Source organism: Aeromicrobium sp. Leaf350 (genome assembly GCF_916858655.1).
GTDB lineage: Bacteria > Actinomycetota > Actinomycetes > Propionibacteriales > Nocardioidaceae > Aeromicrobium.
Window position 1 is genome coordinate 427457 of sequence record NZ_CAKASL010000002.1, and the last position, 17311, is coordinate 444767.

Annotated in this window: 18 protein-coding genes; 7 read left to right on the top strand and 11 right to left on the bottom strand. The window is 70.5% G+C overall.

The window, feature by feature from the left end:
• Position 1 precedes the first annotated feature (1 nt).
• Both LO931_RS11040 and LO931_RS11045 read right to left on the bottom strand, forming a co-directional pair.
• Entirely contained in the window at positions 2–424 is a 423-nt protein-coding gene (locus tag LO931_RS11040) for a DoxX family protein (protein WP_229053650.1), read from the bottom strand.
• Between the two features lie 101 nt (positions 425–525).
• On the bottom strand, positions 526–1254 hold the full coding sequence (locus LO931_RS11045) for a hypothetical protein (protein ID WP_229053651.1): 729 nt from the start codon (positions 1252–1254) through the stop codon (positions 526–528).
• 104 nt (positions 1255–1358) lie between these two features.
• On the opposite strand from LO931_RS11045, the gene LO931_RS11050 reads away from it, so the two are divergent.
• A complete protein-coding gene (locus LO931_RS11050) occupies positions 1359–1526 on the top strand; it encodes a hypothetical protein (protein ID WP_229053652.1) in 168 nt (55 codons plus the stop codon).
• A gap of 18 nt (positions 1527–1544) precedes the next feature.
• Here LO931_RS11050 and LO931_RS11055 read toward each other — a convergent pair whose 3' ends face one another.
• Complete coding sequence (locus LO931_RS11055) at positions 1545–4136, bottom strand: DEAD/DEAH box helicase (protein ID WP_229053653.1); 2592 nt, start codon at positions 4134–4136, stop codon at positions 1545–1547.
• A gap of 103 nt (positions 4137–4239) precedes the next feature.
• Between LO931_RS11055 and LO931_RS11060 the strand changes: the two genes are divergently transcribed.
• Positions 4240–5061 (top strand): dioxygenase, encoded by an 822-nt coding sequence (locus LO931_RS11060; protein WP_229053654.1) that lies wholly within the window; start codon positions 4240–4242, stop codon positions 5059–5061.
• On the opposite strand, the gene LO931_RS11065 is transcribed toward LO931_RS11060, so the two are convergent.
• Positions 5062–5454, bottom strand: coding sequence for a co-chaperone YbbN (locus LO931_RS11065; RefSeq protein WP_229053655.1), 393 nt, complete (start codon positions 5452–5454; stop codon positions 5062–5064).
• 95 nt (positions 5455–5549) lie between these two features.
• Between LO931_RS11065 and LO931_RS11070 the strand changes: the two genes are divergently transcribed.
• Entirely contained in the window at positions 5550–5717 is a 168-nt protein-coding gene (locus LO931_RS11070; RefSeq protein WP_229053656.1) for a hypothetical protein, read from the top strand.
• Positions 5718–5799: 82 nt separating this feature from the next.
• On the opposite strand, the gene LO931_RS11075 is transcribed toward LO931_RS11070, so the two are convergent.
• A complete protein-coding gene (locus LO931_RS11075) occupies positions 5800–6003 on the bottom strand; it encodes a cold-shock protein (RefSeq protein WP_229053657.1) in 204 nt (67 codons plus the stop codon).
• Positions 6004–6384: 381 nt separating this feature from the next.
• Between LO931_RS11075 and LO931_RS11080 the strand changes: the two genes are divergently transcribed.
• Positions 6385–8790 carry an immune inhibitor A domain-containing protein gene (locus LO931_RS11080; protein ID WP_229053658.1) on the top strand — a complete coding sequence of 802 codons (2406 nt, stop codon included), beginning with the start codon at positions 6385–6387 and terminating at the stop codon, positions 8788–8790.
• Positions 8791–8848: 58 nt separating this feature from the next.
• Here the strand turns inward: LO931_RS11080 and LO931_RS11085 are convergent, their stop codons facing one another.
• Positions 8849–10123: an MFS transporter gene (locus LO931_RS11085; RefSeq protein ID WP_229053659.1), complete on the bottom strand. Its 1275-nt coding sequence runs from the start codon at positions 10121–10123 to the stop codon at positions 8849–8851.
• 81 nt (positions 10124–10204) lie between these two features.
• Positions 10205–11011 (bottom strand): exodeoxyribonuclease III, encoded by an 807-nt coding sequence (locus LO931_RS11090; protein WP_229053660.1) that lies wholly within the window; start codon positions 11009–11011, stop codon positions 10205–10207.
• A gap of 128 nt (positions 11012–11139) precedes the next feature.
• On the opposite strand from LO931_RS11090, the gene LO931_RS11095 reads away from it, so the two are divergent.
• Positions 11140–11700 carry a hypothetical protein gene (locus tag LO931_RS11095; protein WP_229053661.1) on the top strand — a complete coding sequence of 187 codons (561 nt, stop codon included), beginning with the start codon at positions 11140–11142 and terminating at the stop codon, positions 11698–11700.
• A gap of 38 nt (positions 11701–11738) precedes the next feature.
• Here the strand turns inward: LO931_RS11095 and LO931_RS11100 are convergent, their stop codons facing one another.
• Positions 11739–12992: a geranylgeranyl reductase family protein gene (locus tag LO931_RS11100; protein WP_229053662.1), complete on the bottom strand. Its 1254-nt coding sequence runs from the start codon at positions 12990–12992 to the stop codon at positions 11739–11741.
• 36 nt (positions 12993–13028) lie between these two features.
• Between LO931_RS11100 and LO931_RS11105 the strand changes: the two genes are divergently transcribed.
• Entirely contained in the window at positions 13029–13742 is a 714-nt protein-coding gene (locus tag LO931_RS11105) for a queuosine precursor transporter (RefSeq protein WP_229053663.1), read from the top strand.
• 6 nt (positions 13743–13748) lie between these two features.
• Here LO931_RS11105 and tgt read toward each other — a convergent pair whose 3' ends face one another.
• The 3 genes from tgt to LO931_RS11120 are packed head-to-tail and all read right to left on the bottom strand — an operon-like array spanning position 13749 to position 16057.
• A complete protein-coding gene (gene tgt / locus LO931_RS11110; RefSeq protein WP_370636102.1) occupies positions 13749–14957 on the bottom strand; it encodes a tRNA guanosine(34) transglycosylase Tgt in 1209 nt (402 codons plus the stop codon).
• Between the two features lie 9 nt (positions 14958–14966).
• Positions 14967–15644 carry a M50 family metallopeptidase gene (locus LO931_RS11115; protein WP_229053664.1) on the bottom strand — a complete coding sequence of 226 codons (678 nt, stop codon included), beginning with the start codon at positions 15642–15644 and terminating at the stop codon, positions 14967–14969.
• On the bottom strand, positions 15635–16057 hold the full coding sequence (locus LO931_RS11120) for a tetratricopeptide repeat protein (protein WP_229053665.1): 423 nt from the start codon (positions 16055–16057) through the stop codon (positions 15635–15637). The genes LO931_RS11115 and LO931_RS11120 overlap by 10 nt, the downstream gene beginning before the upstream one ends.
• A gap of 127 nt (positions 16058–16184) precedes the next feature.
• Between LO931_RS11120 and LO931_RS11125 the strand changes: the two genes are divergently transcribed.
• Positions 16185–17306: a DNA recombination protein RmuC gene (locus LO931_RS11125; RefSeq protein ID WP_229053666.1), complete on the top strand. Its 1122-nt coding sequence runs from the start codon at positions 16185–16187 to the stop codon at positions 17304–17306.
• Positions 17307–17311 lie beyond the last annotated feature (5 nt).

Below are 17311 nucleotides of genomic sequence, written 5' to 3' on the forward strand. Positions count from 1 at the left end.
ATCAGGTGCGGGCTGCGTCGACGCTGAACCGACCTGGCCCGACGAGGGCGAACAGGAAGGAGGCGGCCGCCAGCACCAGCACGAACTCCGCTCCGCCGTCGGCCACGAAGAACGCGTCACGGTGCGCGAACCAGGCAGCGCCCAGCATCGAGAGCCCGAGCAACCCGCTGACCAGCGGTGTCAGGGCCCCCAGCACGAGCAGCGCTCCGCCGCCGACCTCGAGCGACGCCTGCACGATCGCGGCCGCGTCGGCAGCCGGGATCCCCATCGCGTCGAAACCGGCCTGCGTGCTGCCGATCCCGTCGCTCCACTTCTGCCAACCGTGCGCGACGAACGCGACTCCCACGACCACCCGGCCGAGGAGCAGACCCAGGTCGGCGCCTCCCTTGGGCGGCGTGGTCAGGCTTCGAGCTGCTGCGGACATGGCACCCCTCCGCATCCAGGCACGTGTCTCGTGCCCCATGAGACGACGAGCGAGTGTAAGTGAGAGTTCCGCCTCGGCCGGGAGCGTGAGACAGGTCTCAGTCAGGCAGCGGCGACGGCGGCCGTAGCAGCCAGGGCCTCTGAGAGAGCCCGCAGCACACCCAGATCGAAGCCCATGCCCAAGTGGGCGGCGTCGACCCTGACGTTGTGGGCCAGGGGTCCCTCGTCCTCCTCGCGCACGCGACAGGCCGGGCCGGAGACCACGCCGTCGCGCGGCGACCAGATGGCCGTCATCGGCATGGGGAGGGGCTGGGCGTGGCGCTCGGCACCCTCCGGCGTCAGGTCGTCGGCAGCCGCCGGGTTCAGCAGGCGGAACCACCGCACGATCCACTCCGTGCCCTCGCGGCCTCGGATCGGGGTGCCCATCGTGACGACGGCACGCACCAGCTCCGGGCGGCGTCGTGCGGCCTCGCGGGCGTACACGCCGCCCAGGCTCCAGCCCACGATGGTGATCGGGCCGTGCTCGTCCGCCAGGTCTGCGATGAGCTGCTCGAGCTTGAGCTCGTCGTCGGGCGTGATGCCCAGGTTCCACCCGAGGTTCCAGCCGGAGGTCCGGTAGCCCAGGTCCTCCAGGTAGTGCCGCATCGGCAGGGTCGTGTGATCGGTCGCCGTGAAGCCCGGCAGCACGAGCACCATGTGGCCGTCCCCGCGGGGGCTGGCGTTGGTGAGTCCACTCAGTCCTGCGGCCAGCCGCGCGAACGTCACGGGCATCCCGGCCAGCTCACGGAGCAGTCCGACGGGTCCGGGTGACAGGGACGGCAGCAGGCTCATGGGCACCTCATTCACGATCGACAGCCCGGCGAGTCTAGACCGGCTTCGGCCGCGGTGACCCCCGATCGGTGCATGATCGGGAGACGTCGAGGGAGGGAGACCCGATGAACGACACAGTGAACGAGGGACGACGACGCGCCGGTGTGCCCGTCGACTCCGGCGTCGCACGCGAGGGGCGACACCGTCGGGTCGACAGTCCGCCCCCGCCGCCAGAGGGGCCCCAGGACGAGCAGGGCAACTCGGACAAGCGGCGCTGGTTCCGCCGCGGCTGACGTCGGCGAACGGACCGCTTAGCGACGCAGCTGCACAAGGCGGGCGAGGTCGTCGTCGCTCAGCTCCGTGAGGGCCGTCTCGCCGGCGTTGACCACCGCGTCGGCCAGGGCGCGCTTGCTCGTGATGAGCTCGGCGATCGACTCCTCGATCGTCCCCTCGCTGACCAGACGGTGCACGTGGACGGCTCGGGTCTGCCCGATGCGGTGCGCGCGGTCGGTGGCCTGGTCCTCGACGGCGGGGTTCCACCAGCGGTCGTAGTGGATGACGTGGTCGGCCCGCGTCAGGTTGAGGCCCGTGCCTGCGGCCTTCAGCGACAGCACGAACACGTTGAACTCACCGGCCTGGAAGTCCTCGACCATGCGTTCGCGCTGGCGGACACCCGTGCCGCCATGCAGGAACCGGTGCGACATGCCGAGATCGGTGAGGTGGCGGGTGAGCAGGTGGCCCATCGTCGTGTACTGCGTGAACACGAGCGCGGCTCGACCCTCGTCGACGATCTCCTCGAGCAGCTCGTCGAAGACCGCGAGCTTGCCGGAGCGGCCCTCGAGCTTGCCGTCGGCCTCGCGCAGGAAGTGGGCGGGGTGGTTGCAGATCTGCTTGAGGCGGGTCAGCATCGTGACGACGAGCTGGCGGCGCTTCATGCCCTCGGCCGCCTCGATCTCCGCCATCGTCTCGCGCACCGCGGCCTCGTACAGCCCGATCTGCTCGCGCGTGAGGTTCGCGCGGTAGTCGGTCTCGATCTTCGGCGGCAGCTCCGGAGCGATGCCCGGGTCGGTCTTGCGCCGCCGCAGCACGAAGGGCTGCACGAGCTCGGCCAGCTCGGCGGCCCGGTGCGGCTCCCGACCCGACTCGATCGGTCGCGACCAGGTGGCTCGGAACTCTTCCCACGAGCCGAGCAGGCCGGGGGTCGTCCAGTCGAGGATCGACCACAGCTCGCCGAGATGGTTCTCGACCGGGGTGCCGGTGAGCGCCAGCCGTGAGAGCCCCTCGATGCCGCGCAGGACGCGCGCCGCCTTGGTGCGCGGGTTCTTGACGTTCTGCGCCTCGTCGGCGACGACGAGGTCCCAGCCGATGTCGCTCAGCTCGGCGGCGGAGCTGACCATCGTCGCGTAGGTCGTGATGACGAAGCCGCTGCGCAGCGTGGCCAGCGAGCGGCGCGGACCGTGGAAGCGGTGCACCTCGGCGTCGGGGGCGAAGCGCTCGACCTCACGCTCCCAGTTGCCGATGACCGAGGCGGGGCACACGACGAGCGTCGGGCCGTGCGGCACGCCCAGCGCGGCGGCGCGCTCGGCGCGGTGCAGCTGGAGCGCGATCAGCATGACGGTCTTGCCCAGGCCCATGTCGTCGGCGAGGCATCCGCCCAGCCCCAGCTCGGTGAGCTGGCTCATCCAGCGCAGGCCCTGGAGCTGGTAGTCACGCAGGGCTCCGGAGAGCGCGTCGGGCTGGTGCGCGGCCACGAGATCGCGGTCCATCGTGGAGAGACGGCGACGCACGTCGTCGAGCCAGCCGACCGTCTCGACGACCGTGCGCCGGCCGTCGACGAGCATCTCGCCCGTCACGACCGCGCGGAGTGCCTCGCCCGCCCGCACCTCCGTCGACCCGCCGTGGAGAGCGCGCTGCAGCTTGGCGCGGTCGACCATGACCCAGGAGTCGCGCAGTCGGATCACGGCGCGGTGGTCGCGGGCGAGCTGCTCGACCTCCGCCTCGCTGAGCACCTGGTCGCCGACGGCGACCTGCCAGTTGAAGCGGAAGAGCTGCTGGTGCGTGAATGCGGCCGGCCGGTCGTGCCGCGGCGACTCGTCGGCCCGCAGCACGGCGCGCGTGTCGAGCTGGCGCACGAGCGACTCGGGCCACCGGACGTCGATGCGGTTGGCCAGGAGAGTCGCCGTGAGGCGGCTGCTGCCGAGCTCGGCCAGGGCGTCCGCGCCGACGGTGACACCACCGCGGGCGTGCGGCTCGGCCAGTCGCGCCGCGGGCTCCCACCAGCGAGCAACCCGCTCGAGCATCTCGCGCGTGGGTTCACGCGCGTCGACCACGATCGGACGCTCCGGGCCGCTCGTGAGCTCGGAGGCGTCGAAGGGGGAGGAGACCTGGGCGCGGGGGATGATGCGCAGGCGCACGACCGCTGCTTCGGTGTCGGTCGGGGTCTCAAGGAAGGTGACCTCGAACGCGTAGGAGAAGGTCGTCTCACGCTGCCGGGGCAGCACGGTACGTGGTGCCGGCTCCTGCGGCGTGGTGGCCACGGTGGGGGCGTCGACCGCGAGGGCCTCGAGGAAGGCGAAGACGGACTTCTGTCCGGAGCCGGCGTCGGGACCGATCGCGTTGCCGGCGTTGCGCAGCTGGTCGACGGAGGAGCCGGGCGGCTGCAGCAGATGACCTGTGGTCATGAGGCGCAGCGCGATGATCGCGGGGGTCGCCCAGGCCCGCACGGAGGCGTGCGCGTTCACGAGGCGGATGCCCTGGCTGAGCGGCCCGACGGCGTCGAACGCGGAGACCTGGTGCTCGCCGTCGGGGGCGTCGATCACGAAGTGCGACTTGGCCGGTTCGTCGGCCACCTCGAACCGGACGGGATGGCGCAGCAGGGGCACCAGCTCGTCCCGGGTGGTCATCCGACCATTCTGACGCACGCCTCCCAATGGCGGTCGCCGACATGGTATGGTTGAACCATCAACTACAGTGGATCGTGACCCGATCCTGGCCCGAGGACCCGACATGCGCCAGTACTCGATCGCGGATCTCGAGTCCCGCCTGAAGCCGAGCCCACGGATGCCCGTGCTCTTCGTCGGCCACGGCAACCCGATGCACGCGATCAGCGACAACGCCTTCACGCGGGAGTGGAGCCGGATCGGCGCGAACCTTCCCGAGGCGCAGGCCATCGTCGTCATCAGCGCGCACTGGCTGACACCGGGCTCGACGCACATCACCGACGCGCCGCGCAACAAGGTCATCTACGACTTCGGCGGGTTCCCGGACGCGCTGTCGCAGGTGCCGTACCCGAGCGAGGGCGACCCGCTCGTCGCCCGTGCGATCCAGCAGCAGTTCCTCGACTACGAGGCGCAGCTCGACGCGCAATGGGGTCTCGACCACGGGACCTGGTCGGTGCTCGTGCACCTCGAGCCCGAGCCGACCGTCCCGATCCTGCAGATCAGCCTCGACTACGCGATGCCGCTGCCGGAGCTGCACGCGATGTTCGCTCGTCTGCGCGCGCTGCGCGACCGCGGTGTGCTGTTCATCGGCAGCGGCAACATCGTCCACGCGCTCGGCCGAGCCCGGTGGGAGCCGCAGGCGCAGGCCTGGGACTGGGCCGCCGAGTTCGACCGCGTGACGGGCGAGGCCCTGCGCGAGCGCCGGGTCGACCAGCTGCTCGATCCGTTCCGCACGTGGGACACGGCGCGCATCGCCGTGCCCACCGACGACCACTACCGCCCGATGGTGGCGGCGCTGTCGCTGCTCGACCCCGATGAGGACCTGTCGTTCTTCAACGAGCAGATCGACATGGGATCGATCGGCATGCGGTCGTTCCTGACGGTCTGATCAGGCCCGGGGGGCCTGGCCGCCGGACTGGGCCTTCTCCTGCTCCGCGATCTGGCGACGCACGTCGTCCATGTCGAGGCCGCGCACCTTCTCGATCAGGTCGTCCAGGGCCGGCGCCGGCAGGGCTCCGGGCTGGGCGAAGACGAGGACGCCGTCGCGGAACGCCATGATCGTGGGGATCGAGGAGATCTGCGCCGCGCCGGCGAGCTGCGGCTCGGCCTCGGTGTCGATCTTGCCGAACGTGATGTCCGGGTTCTTCTCGCTCGCGGCCTCGTAGACCGGGGCGAACTGGCGGCACGGGCCACACCACGACGCCCACCAGTCGACGAGGGTGATGCCCTCACCGCCGAGCTGGTCGTCGATCGTGGCCTGGGTCAGGTTCACGGTGCTCATGCAGGGGTCAACCGAACGCCGCGCCGGAACATTCCGACCAACACTACCGACGCGTAGGGGTGGTCGGACGGCAAACATGAGGGTATCCTCAAGTTATGGATGACACCGCTTTCGACGTCGACCAGTCCGACCTCGCCGCCGCCTCGCGACGGTTCCCGGCCCACCGACCCGCGCCCGAGCGCGTGCACACGTCCCCGGGCCTGGCCTACCTCGCCACCCCCACCTCGTTCGGCGAGCACGCCTGGGACGAGAGCGGCCACTAGACCACCGGTCCGATCACGCATCGGAGCGAGAACGACGAAGCCCCCCGCCGATGGCGGGGGGCTTCGTCGTGGTGTGAGTGGCTCAGAGCACGCGGACGTTCGCGGCCTGCAGGCCCTTCGGGCCCTCCTCGACGTCGAACTCGACCTTCTGGTCCTCGTTCAGCGTGCGGAAGCCGGACGTCTGGATCGCGCTGTAGTGCGCGAAGACGTCAGCGCCGCCGTCGTCGGGCGCGATGAAGCCGAAGCCCTTGTCGGCGTTGAACCACTTGACGGTACCGGTGGCCATTGTCTTTCTCCTTCAGCGAGTTCCGGGCGGCACTTCCGCCCGGTGGTCGCAGCTTTCACGTTCCACCGAACCGACCGAAGGGGCATCCCGAGATCGTCGCCGAACAGTCAAACCTTGCAACTGGCGAACAGCCTAGAGCACAGGAAGCCCGTCGCGGCACCCTCAGAACACGTCATCAGATGAAAGTTGGGTAACACGACCAGGGAGCTCGACCTAGTTCGAAAGGACTAGTTCCGTATAGTCACTTGGCACCAAAGTCAAGACTGTCATTGCCCTCAGGAACTCCTTACTTTGTCCTCAGTGCTGACGCGCCCCACTCCGGCGGGCCAGCCTGGTGGGGCAACCCGGTCCCCACCGGACATCCCGAGGGGGGAACCGTTCGTGAAGCGACTCATCATCGCGACGACCGGCGTGGCTTTGACGGCATCGATGGCCGTCCTGGGCTCCACGTCAGTCAGCGCAGCACCGAGTGGTGGTGGCGTGCCCGCCACCGCGCCAGTCGAGAAGGCCAGTGAGCCCGACCTGCCGCACCCGTTGGAGGACAAGCGCACCGCGCTGCGCGAGCAGGCCGTGGCGGCCGTCGTCGACGGCGAGCTGGCACCGCAGACCGTCGCCGGCACGCAGGTCGTGCAGGTCGGCGAGGGAGCCGCACCGCAGGACGCCGCGCTCGCGCTGAACGAGGACGCGCCCCAGGCCAAGCGCTCCGAGGCGCAGGCCAAGCCGAAGCAGGCGCAGTACGTCGAGCTCAGCCAGGAGCGCGCCGACAAGGTCTTCGTGATCCTCGCCGAGTTCGGCGACGAGCGTCACCCCGACTACCCGGACGCCGACACGGACCCCGAGACGCCCGGTCCGGAGAAGTTCGACGGACCGCTGCACAACACGATCGCCGAGCCCGACCGCACCAAGGACAACACCACGGTGTGGCAGGCGGACTACAACCGCGAGCACTACCAGGGCCTGTACTTCGGCACCGGAGACGGCGTCGAGTCGGTCAAGACGTACTACGAGAAGCAGTCCTCGGGCCGCTACACGGTCGACGGGGTGGTCTCGGACTGGGTCAAGGTGCCGTTCAACACCGCGCGCTACGGCCGCGAGGACGCCGACACCTGGCAGCTCGTCGCCGACGCGCTCGAGGCCTGGATCGCCGACCAGAAGGCGAAGGGCCAGACCGACGAGCAGATCGCCGCGTCGATCGCGGAGTACGACGTCTACGACCGCTACGACTTCGACGGTGACGGCGTGTTCGACGAGCCCGACGGCTACATCGACCACTTCCAGATCGTCCACGCCGGCCCCGGCGAGGAGGACGGTGACTCCTCCTACGGCGAGGACGCCATCTGGTCGCACCGCTGGTACGCCTTCCTGACCGACGCCGGCCTGACCGGTCCGGCCGACAACAAGCTCGGCGGCACGCAGGTCGGCACGACCGGCGTGTGGGTCGGTGACTACACGATCCAGCCCGAGAACGGCGGTCTGTCGGTCTTCGTCCACGAGTACGGGCACGACCTGGGCCTGCCCGACGCGTACGACACGTCCGGTGGAGGCGACAACAACAACGAGCACTGGACCCTGATGGCCCAGAGCCGCCTCAACGCCGAGGGTGAACCGCTCGGCACCCGCCCCGGCGACTTCGGGGCGTGGGAGAAGCTGCAGCTCGGCTGGCTCGACTACGAGGTCGTCGCCCACGACGACACGCGATCGCTGGACCTCGGTCCGCAGGAGTACAACTCCAACCGTCCCCAGGCCGCGGTCGTGCCCCTGCCCGACAAGGAGGTCACGACCGACAACGGCGCCCCGTTCGCGGGGGAGAAGCAGTTCTTCTCAGGCTCCGGCGACGATCTCGCGAACTCCCTGACCACCACGGTCGACCTCACCGGCAAGACCACGGCGAGCCTCTCGGCCCAGGTGCGGTACGAGATCGAGGAGGGCTACGACTACCTGTACCTCCAGGCGTCCACCGACGGTGGCGCGACCTGGACGGCGCTCGGCGGGACGATCGGTGGTGAGCCGATCGGCAACGACACCTCCGGCCGCCCCGGCATCGACGGCGAGCAGGCCGAGTGGGCTCCGCTCGAGGTGCCGCTCGACGCCTACGCAGGACAGTCGGTGCAGGTGCGCTTCTACTACAAGACCGACGGCGGTCTGGCCCTCCCGGGCTTCTACGCCGACGAGATCGTGGTGAGCGCCGACGGTGCGGAGGTGTCGAAGGACGGCGCCGAGGCCGAGGGCGGAGCCTGGGTGGGTGACGGGTTCTCCGTCGTCGGGGCGTCGACCACCCAGCTGTTCGACCACTTCTACATCATGGGCAGCCGGTCGTACGTCGACTACGACCAGTACCTCAAGACGGGCCCGTACAACTTCGGGTACGCCGACACTAAGCCCGACTGGGTCGAGCACTACGCGTACCAGGAGGGTCTGCTGATCTCGTACTGGGACACGTCCCAGCTCGACAACAACACGAGCGCGCACCCGGGTGAGGGTCGCAACCTGATCATCGACTCCCGCCCGGTGCCCGACATCAACCTGTGGACGGGTGCGCCCTGGCGGGCCCGGATCCAGGTGTACGACGCGCCGTTCTCGAAGAAGGCGGCCGACACCCTGGTGCTGCACCACAACGGCAAGGAGTCGAGGATCCGCGGTGACGCCGCGGCGCCGACCTTCGACGACACCGGGAAGTACTTCTACGAGTCGCTGCCCAACCACGGCGTCAAGCTCCCGGCCACCGGGTTCACCGTCACCGTGACGAAGCAGAACGGCACCAACATGACGGTGCAGTTCAACAAGTAGAGCCCTCGGGGTGTCCCGACGCCGGTCCTCACGGGCCGGCGTCGGGGTGCGTCCGGGGTCAGCGAGTGTGGACGACCTCGTCGATCGCACCCGCGGCGCCACCGAACTCGTCGGCGACCTCGCCCGCGACGTCCTCGTCGGCCTCGGCGTGCGGGTGCCTCAGGTCGTCATCGGCCTCGGCCAGGATGCGGTGCGCCGTCGCGAGCACGCCGACCGCGAGGAGCACGACCACCGCGGCGATCGCGAACGGCACGTGGACCGAGCTGTGCTCGACGATCCGGCCGGCGGCGAACGGCGCCAGCCCGCCGCCGATGAAGCGCACGAACCCGTACGCGGCCGACGCGACCGGACGCTCGACGGGTGAGACGGACATGACGGCCTGGGTCGTGAGCGTGTTGTTGATGCCGATCGCGATGCCGGCGGCGATGACGCAGCCCGCCATGATGCCGGCGTGGGTCGTCCAGATCGCCATGGCTGCCAGGTCGATCGCGAAGGCCGTGAAGGCGAGGTAGAGCGTGGTGGCGGTTCCGAGGCGGTCCTGCAGCCACGGCGCTCCGACGACCGAGAAGAACGCGACCAGCAGGCCCCAGCAGAAGAACACCAGGCCGAGCTGCGTGATGCCGAGGTCCATCGGGAACGGCGCGTAGCCGAGCATCGTGAAGAATCCCCAGTTGTAGAGCAGCGCGGCGATGCTGATCGTCAGGAGGCCCCGGTGGCGCAGGGCGCGCAGGGGAGCGGTGATCGAGGTGCGCTCCGGCGGCCGGCCCGTGTCGGGCAGGCGCCAGACGATCGCGACCAGGGCGATCGTCATGAGCACGGCGACGCCGTAGAACGGTCCGCGCCAGCTGACGTTGCCGAGGGCGCCACCGAGGAGGGGGCCAGCGGCGATGCCGAGCCCGAGGGCGGCTTCGTAGAGGATGATCGCCCCGGCGAACCCACCGCGGGCGCTCGAGACGATCGCCGACAACGAGGTGGCGATGAAGAGCGCGTTGCCGAGGCCCCAGCCGGCGCGGAACGCCACGATGCCCTCGATCGAGCCGGAGGAGCCGGCGGCCGCCGCGAACACGATGATCAGCACGAGGCCGACGACCAGGGTGCGCTTGGCGCCGAGCCGGCTCGAGACCGCGTTCGTCACGAGCATCGCGACGGCGGTGACGACCAGGTAGCTGGTGAACAGCAGCGTCACCTGGCTCTCGCTGGCCTCGAGATCGTCGCGGAGCGCGGGGAGGATGGGATCGACCAGGCCGATGCCCATGAAGGACACGACGCAGGCGAAGGCGACGGCGTAGACCGCTGCCGGCTGTGAGGTGAGGGAGGACCGCTCGGAGGACATGCGACTCCTGTCATGGCAATGAGGTTGCGTTACGCAACTACTTAACCACGGCAACGACCTCCGCACACGCCGGGGGTGCTCTCAGAGGTCGTAGTCGACCACGAGCGGCGCGTGGTCGGACCAGCGCTCGGCCCAGCTGACGGCGCGGTCGACGACGGCCGACGTGGCCGACGCCCCGAGCTCCGGGGTGGCCATCTGGTAGTCGATGCGCCAGCCCGTGTCGGTGTCGAACGCCTGCCCGCGCATGGACCACCACGTGTACGGACCGTCGACCTCACCGGCCAGGCGCCGCGCGACGTCGACCCACTCCAGCTCGCCGAAGAAGCGGTCGAAGTACGCGCGCTCCTCGGGCAGGAAGCCGGCCTTCTTGACGTTGCCCTTGGCGTTGCGGATGTCGAGCGGCGTGTGGGCCACGTTGAGGTCGCCCGTGATGACGGCGTGACCGGCGGCTCGCAGCTCGGCCAGTCGCACGGTCATGTTCTCGAGGAACCGGTACTTCTCCTCCTGGCGCGGCGTGCCCGCCTCGCCCGAGTGGACGTACGCGGAGACGACGGTGACGCTCGTGTCGCCGTGCGGGACGTCGGCCTCGATCCAGCGCCCGGCGTCGTCGAAGCCCTCACCCACACCGACGCGGACGGCGGTGGCCTCGTGCCGGCTCAGCACGGCCACGCCGGCTCGCCCCTTGGCCGCTGCCTCGGTGTGCGCCACGTGGTAGCCCGTGTCAGCGAGCATCTCGCGCACGAGCTCGTCGGGCGCCCGGACCTCCTGGAGGGTGACGATGTCGCACTCGCGCTCGGCGAGGAACTCCGACAGCCCGGAGGTCTGTCCGCGGTTCTTGTTCCAGGCAGCACGGATGCCGTTGACGTTCACAGTGGCGAGACGAAGCACGCGCCCCACCGTAACGAGTCCGTCGGACACGCCGCGTCCGAGGGGCGAGCACCCGTGACTCGGGCCGTCCTGAGCGGTACTGTCAGGTCCCGACCGACCTCATCCTCAGGAAGAAATCAGGTAAAGCCGTGGATCTCTCGAAGATCAATCCGCTCAACCTCGGCGCCTTGGTCGCCGGTGGGCTCACGTTCATCCTCTCGTTCATCCCGTCCTTCGTCACGATCTCGGCCGACCTCGGCGGCGCCGACTTCTCCGACGGCGTCAACGCGTGGGACTCCGGCCTCGGCGTCCTCGGCGTCCTGCTCATCCTCATCGCCACGGCTGCCATCGCCGTGAAGGTGTTCGCGCCGCAGGTGCTGCCGCCCGCCATCCCGATCAACCTGGTCGCCGCTGCTGCTGCGGGTCTCGGCACGCTGCTGCTGATCCTGCGCGCGTTCACCTACGACGGCGGCTTCGGCGTCGACGTGGGCCCGGGCTGGTCGGCCTTCGCCGTCTTCATCACGTCGATCGCGCTGACGGTGCTCGCCGCGCTGGGCTTCAAGGAGTCCGGCGAGCAGCTCCCGAACTACAACGCCGGTGGCGGCCAGCCGCCCGCGGGTCCGACGCCTCCGGCGCCGCCGACCTCGGGTCCGACCCCGCCCGCTGCTCCGCCGGCCGGCCCCACGCCGCCCGCGCCCCCGGCTCCCTGAGCCTGGTCGCAGCTAGACGCTGACCGAGCGCCCGTCCTTCACGCCGTGAAGGGCGGGCGTTCGTCCATCTTCAGCGACTGACGGCCGGCCCAGCGCCACAGCCGGGCGGTGACGTCGCGGTCCTCCTCGGTGACGAGGTTGCCCATGACGCGCAGGGCGACGGTCATGAGTCGGTGCGAGCGCATGCCGACCGGTCCGGCGAGGGGGAGGAGCCGGGGGAGCGTGAGCAGCCCGGCCAGGCGGCGGGCGATGGAGAACGCCTCGCCGTAGTGCGTCGTGAGCAGGTGCGGCCAGGCGAGGTCGAGCCGGTCCTCGTTCAGGAGCAGCTCGGCACCCACGCGGCCGGTCTCGAGCCCGTAGTCGATGCCCTCGCCGTTGAGCGGGTTGACGCATCCTGCGGCGTCGCCGATCAGGATCCAGTTGGGTCCGGCCACGCCGGACACGGCGCCGCCCATCGGCAGGAGGGCGCTCTTGGGCGCGCGCAGCTCGCCGGCCAGGTCCCACTCGTCGCGGCGCAGCGTCGCGTAGTACTCCATCAGCGGACGGATCTGCAGGTCGGCCGGACGCTTGGCCGTGGCCAGCGCGCCGACACCGAGGTTGACCTCCCCCTGGGCGCTTCCCAGGGGGAAGATCCAGCCGTAGCCCGGGAGCAGCTCGTCGTTCGCGTCGCGCAGCTCGAGGTGCGAGCTGATCCACGGGTCGTCGGCGCGGGTCGACTTCACGTACGAGCGTCCCGCGACGCCGTAGGCCGTCTCGCGGTGCCACTCGCGACCGAGCGCGCTGCCGAGCGACGACTTCACGCCGTCGGCCACGACCAGCCGGTCGCAGAAGATCGTGTGCGGCACGCGCTCGCGACCCAGGTGGAGGTGGACGGCGGTGACGCGTCCGCGGCTGTCGCGGTCGACGTCGATCGCGCGGGCGTGGTCGACGCCGGTGACGCCGGACTCCAGCGCGACCTGGCGGATGCGGTCGTCGAGCTCGGTGCGGGGCACGGCCGACCCGTGGTCGGGCAGCGAGCCGCCGGGCCAGGGGAGCAGCAGCTCGACGCCGAAGCCGGCCGCGCGCAGGCCGCGGTTGCGGGTGTGGGAGCGGACCCAGTCGCCGAGGCCCAGCCGGTCGAGCTCGGCGATGGCTCGCGGGGTCAGCCCGTCGCCACAGGTCTTGTCGCGCGGGAACTCGGCGGCGTCGACCAGGACGACGTCGAGGCCGGCGCGCGCGGCCCACGCGGCGGCGGCCGATCCCGCCGGCCCGGCGCCGATCACGAGGACGTCGGTACGGGTCGGCAGGGACATGTGAGCGATTGTTCCAGAGCCTGCGAAGATGTGGCGGTGACAACCCCGACCGCCGCACCCCCGACCGAGGCCCGGTTCGCCTCCCGCGGCTCCTCGCACTTCGACGTCCTGCTGGCCCTGTTCGTCGTGGTCCTCGTGGTCTCGAACATCGCCGCGACCAAAAGCATCGAGTTCGGCTCCGGCTCGTTCTCGATCGGATCGGTCCAGCTGTGGCCGATCGTGACCGACGGCGGCGCCTTCCTCTTCCCGCTGGCGTACATCGTCGGCGACGTCATCAGCGAGGTCTACGGCTTCAAGGCCGCCCGCCGGGCCGTGCTGATGGGCTTCGCCATGGCGATCCTGGCCGCCTTCACCTTCTGGCTCGTCGAGATCGCCCCGGGAGCCAGCTTCTACGAGAACCAGGCGGCGTTCGAGAGCGTCGCCGGGCCGGTCGCCCAGATCGTGCTCGCGAGCGTCGCGGGCTACGTCGTCGGCCAGCTGCTGAACTCGTGGGTCCTCGTGAGGATGAAGGCGCGCACGAAGGAGCGCGGACTCGTGGGCCGCCTCGCCGCCTCGACCGGCGTCGGCGAGATGGCCGACACGTTCCTGTTCTGCGCCATCGCCGCCAGCGCCATCGGCATCACGTCGATGGGCGTGTTCTGGAACTACTTCGTCGTGGGCGTGGTCTACAAGATCGGCGTCGAGCTGATCGTGATGCCGCTGACCGTCGCCGTCATCGGCTGGCTGAAGCGCCGCGAGCCGACGTACTGAGGAACCTCACGCCCGCGTGTACCGCCCGAGGAAGTCGGCCTTGAGGTCGGCGTAGGTGCCGTCGGTGATGCTGGCCCGGATGCGGTCCACGAGGCGCACGACGAACCGCTCGTTGTGGATCGTGCCGAGCGTCGAGCCCAGGTACTCGCCGGTCTTGTAGAGGTGGTGCAGGTAGGCGCGGGAGTAGTTCTGGCACGTGTAGCAGTCGCACTCGGCGTCGATCGGGTCGAAGCTCCGCTTGTTGGCGGCGACCTTGAGGTTGAACCAGCCGTCGGCCGCGTAGAGGCGCGACTTGCGGGCGACGCGCGACGGGTTGACGCAGTCGAAGGTGTCGCAGCCGGACTCGATCGCCGTGAAGAAGTCCTCGGGCTCGCCAATCCCCAGCAGGTGGCGGGGCTTGTCGTCGGGCAGCTCGTCGGTGACCCAGCCGGTGATGGTGCCCAGGTTCTCCTTCTCGATCGCGCCGCCGATGCCGAACCCGTCGAAGCCGCGGCCGTCGACCTCGAGGGCGGCCAGGTCGCGGGCGGCCTTGCGCCTCAAGTCCTCGTACTGCGCGCCCTGCACCACGCCGAACAGCGCCTGGTACGGCTTTCCCGCGCGCTGCTCGGTGAGCTTCTGGTGCTCGACCACGCACCGCCGTGCCCACGCCTGGGTGCGGTCGAGCGAGCGCTCCTGGTAGCCGCGGGTGTTCATGAGGGTCGTCAGCTCGTCGAACGCGAAGATGATGTCGGCGCCCAGCTGGTGCTGGATCTGCATCGAGACCTCGGGGGTGAACCGGTGTCTCGACCCGTCGAGGTGGCTCTTGAACGTCACGCCGTCGTCGTCGACCACGGCGAGCCGGTCCTTGCCCTCGGCGATGACGTCGTCGGACGTCACGCCCGTGGCGTCCATCGCGAGGGTCTTCTTGAACCCGGCGCCCAGGCTCAGCACCTGGAAGCCGCCGGAGTCCGTGAAGGTGGGTCCGGGCCAGTTCATGAAGCGGCCCAGCCCGCCCGCCTCGTCGATCACGTCGGCCCCGGGCTGCAGGTAGAGGTGGTAGGCGTTGGCCAGGAGAGCCTGCGTGCCGAGCTCGGTCATGGTCTCCGGCAGCACCGCCTTGACCGTCGCGCGCGTGCCGACGGGCACGAACGCCGGTGTCGCGATGTCGCCGTGTGGGGTCGAGATCACGCCCGCGCGGGCACGGGAGTCGTGGGCCTGGCCGGTGATCTCGAACATGCCCACGATTCAATCAGCACCGTAGTCAAGCAGCCGCTCCACCGCGGGCCACACGGCAGCGAGGGTCAGCGCCAGGAGCAGGAGGTTCCACACGACGGCAGGCACGTGGGTGAGCCGGGCCAGGACGTCGGCGTCGCTCGTCGCGGTGCGGCTGCGCCGGCGGTGCGAGAACAGCTCGACCACGGTGCGAGGCCCGGCGAGGAGCCAGAACCAGGCAGCCGTCTCGACGACCCGCACCTGCCAGAGCGGGTCCGCGCGGTACGCCGTGAGGCCGACGGCCGCGCCGGCGAGCAGCACGACCAGCAGGCCGAAGCCGTTGCGGATGAACACGAGGGTCAGCGCCAGCAGCCCGAGCGCGACCCAGAGCGCCTCCTGCACCCATCCGGCGTGGACCGCCCCGATGAGGGCGAGGCCGACGGTGGAGGGGGCAAGGTAGCCCGCGGCCGCCGTCGCGACCATGCCGGGGCCTCGGGGCTTGCCGCGCGAGACGGTCAGGCCCGAGGTGTCGGCGTGAAGACGGATCCCGTTCAGGCGCCGTCCCGTCAGCACGGCGACGCCGGCGTGGCCGAGCTCGTGCACCAGCGTCACGGCGTGGCGGGTGTAGTGCCACGCCGTGGGCACGGCCACGAGGGCCGCGCCCACGACGGTCGGGAGCCATCGGCTCTCGAGCAGCTGGGTCAGGTCCACAGGGTCGGATCGCTGGGCGCAGGATCGACCAGCTCGATGCGGTGGGCGTCACCAGGAGTCACGCCCAGGCCCTCCGCGATGCGGTGCTGCGCGGCACCCTCGCGGTGACGGCTCTGGCGGTCGAGGCACAGGCCGAGCGCGGTGCGCGCCCACGCGCTGGTGGGCTCGAGCTCCACGAGCCGGCGGAAGGCCTGCTCGGCCGGCTCGAGGTGGGCCGCCGCGAAGTGCGCGCGACCCACGAGCTCCCACGCACCGGCGTGCTCCGGCTCGGCGTCGACGACCTTGGCGAGCACCATCGCGGCCTCGCGCGGGAAGCGCGAGGAGAGCAGCTCCTCGCCGTACCGGTAGGCGTCGTAGACCTCCAGCGAGGCGATCTTCTCCTCGGTGATGGTGGGCTTCATGTAGATGGTCATGGTGCTCCTCCTTCCGAGGCGCTTCAGGGGTTCGACCCGTCCAACCATGCGACGTCCCGGGTTGTTCCCGCCGCGCCGACGAGTGTCGACGGGCCGAACTGTCGGTGCGCACGACCACACTGACGCCATGGACATCGTGATCGGACTCGTCATCGGGCTCGTGCTGGGCGCGGCCCTCGGAGCGCTCGTGGTCCAGTCCCGGGCCGCGGCTGCCTCGGCCACGGCCGCGGGGCTGCGCGAGCAGGTCGACGCCCTGCACGCCGAGGCCCGACGGGCGGCCCAGGTCGACGCCGAGGAGGGGCTCGTGCTGCAGGCGCTCGCACCGGTGCACGAGACGCTGCGCACGATGCAGAAGACGGTCAGCGACCTCGAGCAGCAGCGGCACGCGCAGCACGGTCAGCTCGCCGAGCAGCTGCGGCACACGCAGGCCACGGCCGAGCGCTCCCGCGAGGCGGCCGAGGCGCTGGCGTCGGCGATGAGCAACAACAGCACGCGGGGCGTGTGGGGCGAGACCCAGCTGCGCACGCTCGTGGAGTCCGCCGGCCTGCTGAACCGGGTCGACTTCGACACGCAGACCACCATCACGGCCGAGACCGGTCAGCGGCGACCCGACATGGTGCTGCGCCTGCCGGGCGGCAAGTGCATGGCGGTCGACGCCAAGGCACCGCTCACGGCCTACCTGCAGGCGTCAGGCGACGGCGTGGTCGACCGCGACGGCCTGCTGACCGAGCACGCCCGAGCCGTGCGGGCGCACGTCGACGCGTTGGCCGCGAAGCAGTACTGGACGGGGCTGGAGACCAGCCCGGAGTTCACGATCGCCTTCATCCCCAGCGAGCCCGTGCTGGCTGCGGCGCTCGAGCGCGACCCGGCCCTGCTCGAGCACGCCTTCGCCCGACGGATCGTCCTGGCCTCGCCCGTCAGCCTGTGGGCGGTGCTGAAGACGGTCGCGCTGACCTGGCAGCAGCAGGCCCTCAGCGACGACGCCCGTCAGCTCCTCACGGTCGGCAAGGAGCTCTACGGGCGCCTGTCCACGATGAGCGACCACGCCGACAAGCTGCGGCGGTCCCTCACCACCACGGTCGAGAGCTACAACCGGTTCGCCAGCTCCCTGGAGTCCCGGGTCCTCGTCACGGCGCGCAAGCTCGACGTCCTCGACGAGTCCACCGTCATCGGCACGCCCGGCCTGGTCGACGTCGAGCCGAAGGCACTCGTCCAGCCCGAGCTCGTCCCGGGCGAGCTGGGGCGCTGACGGGT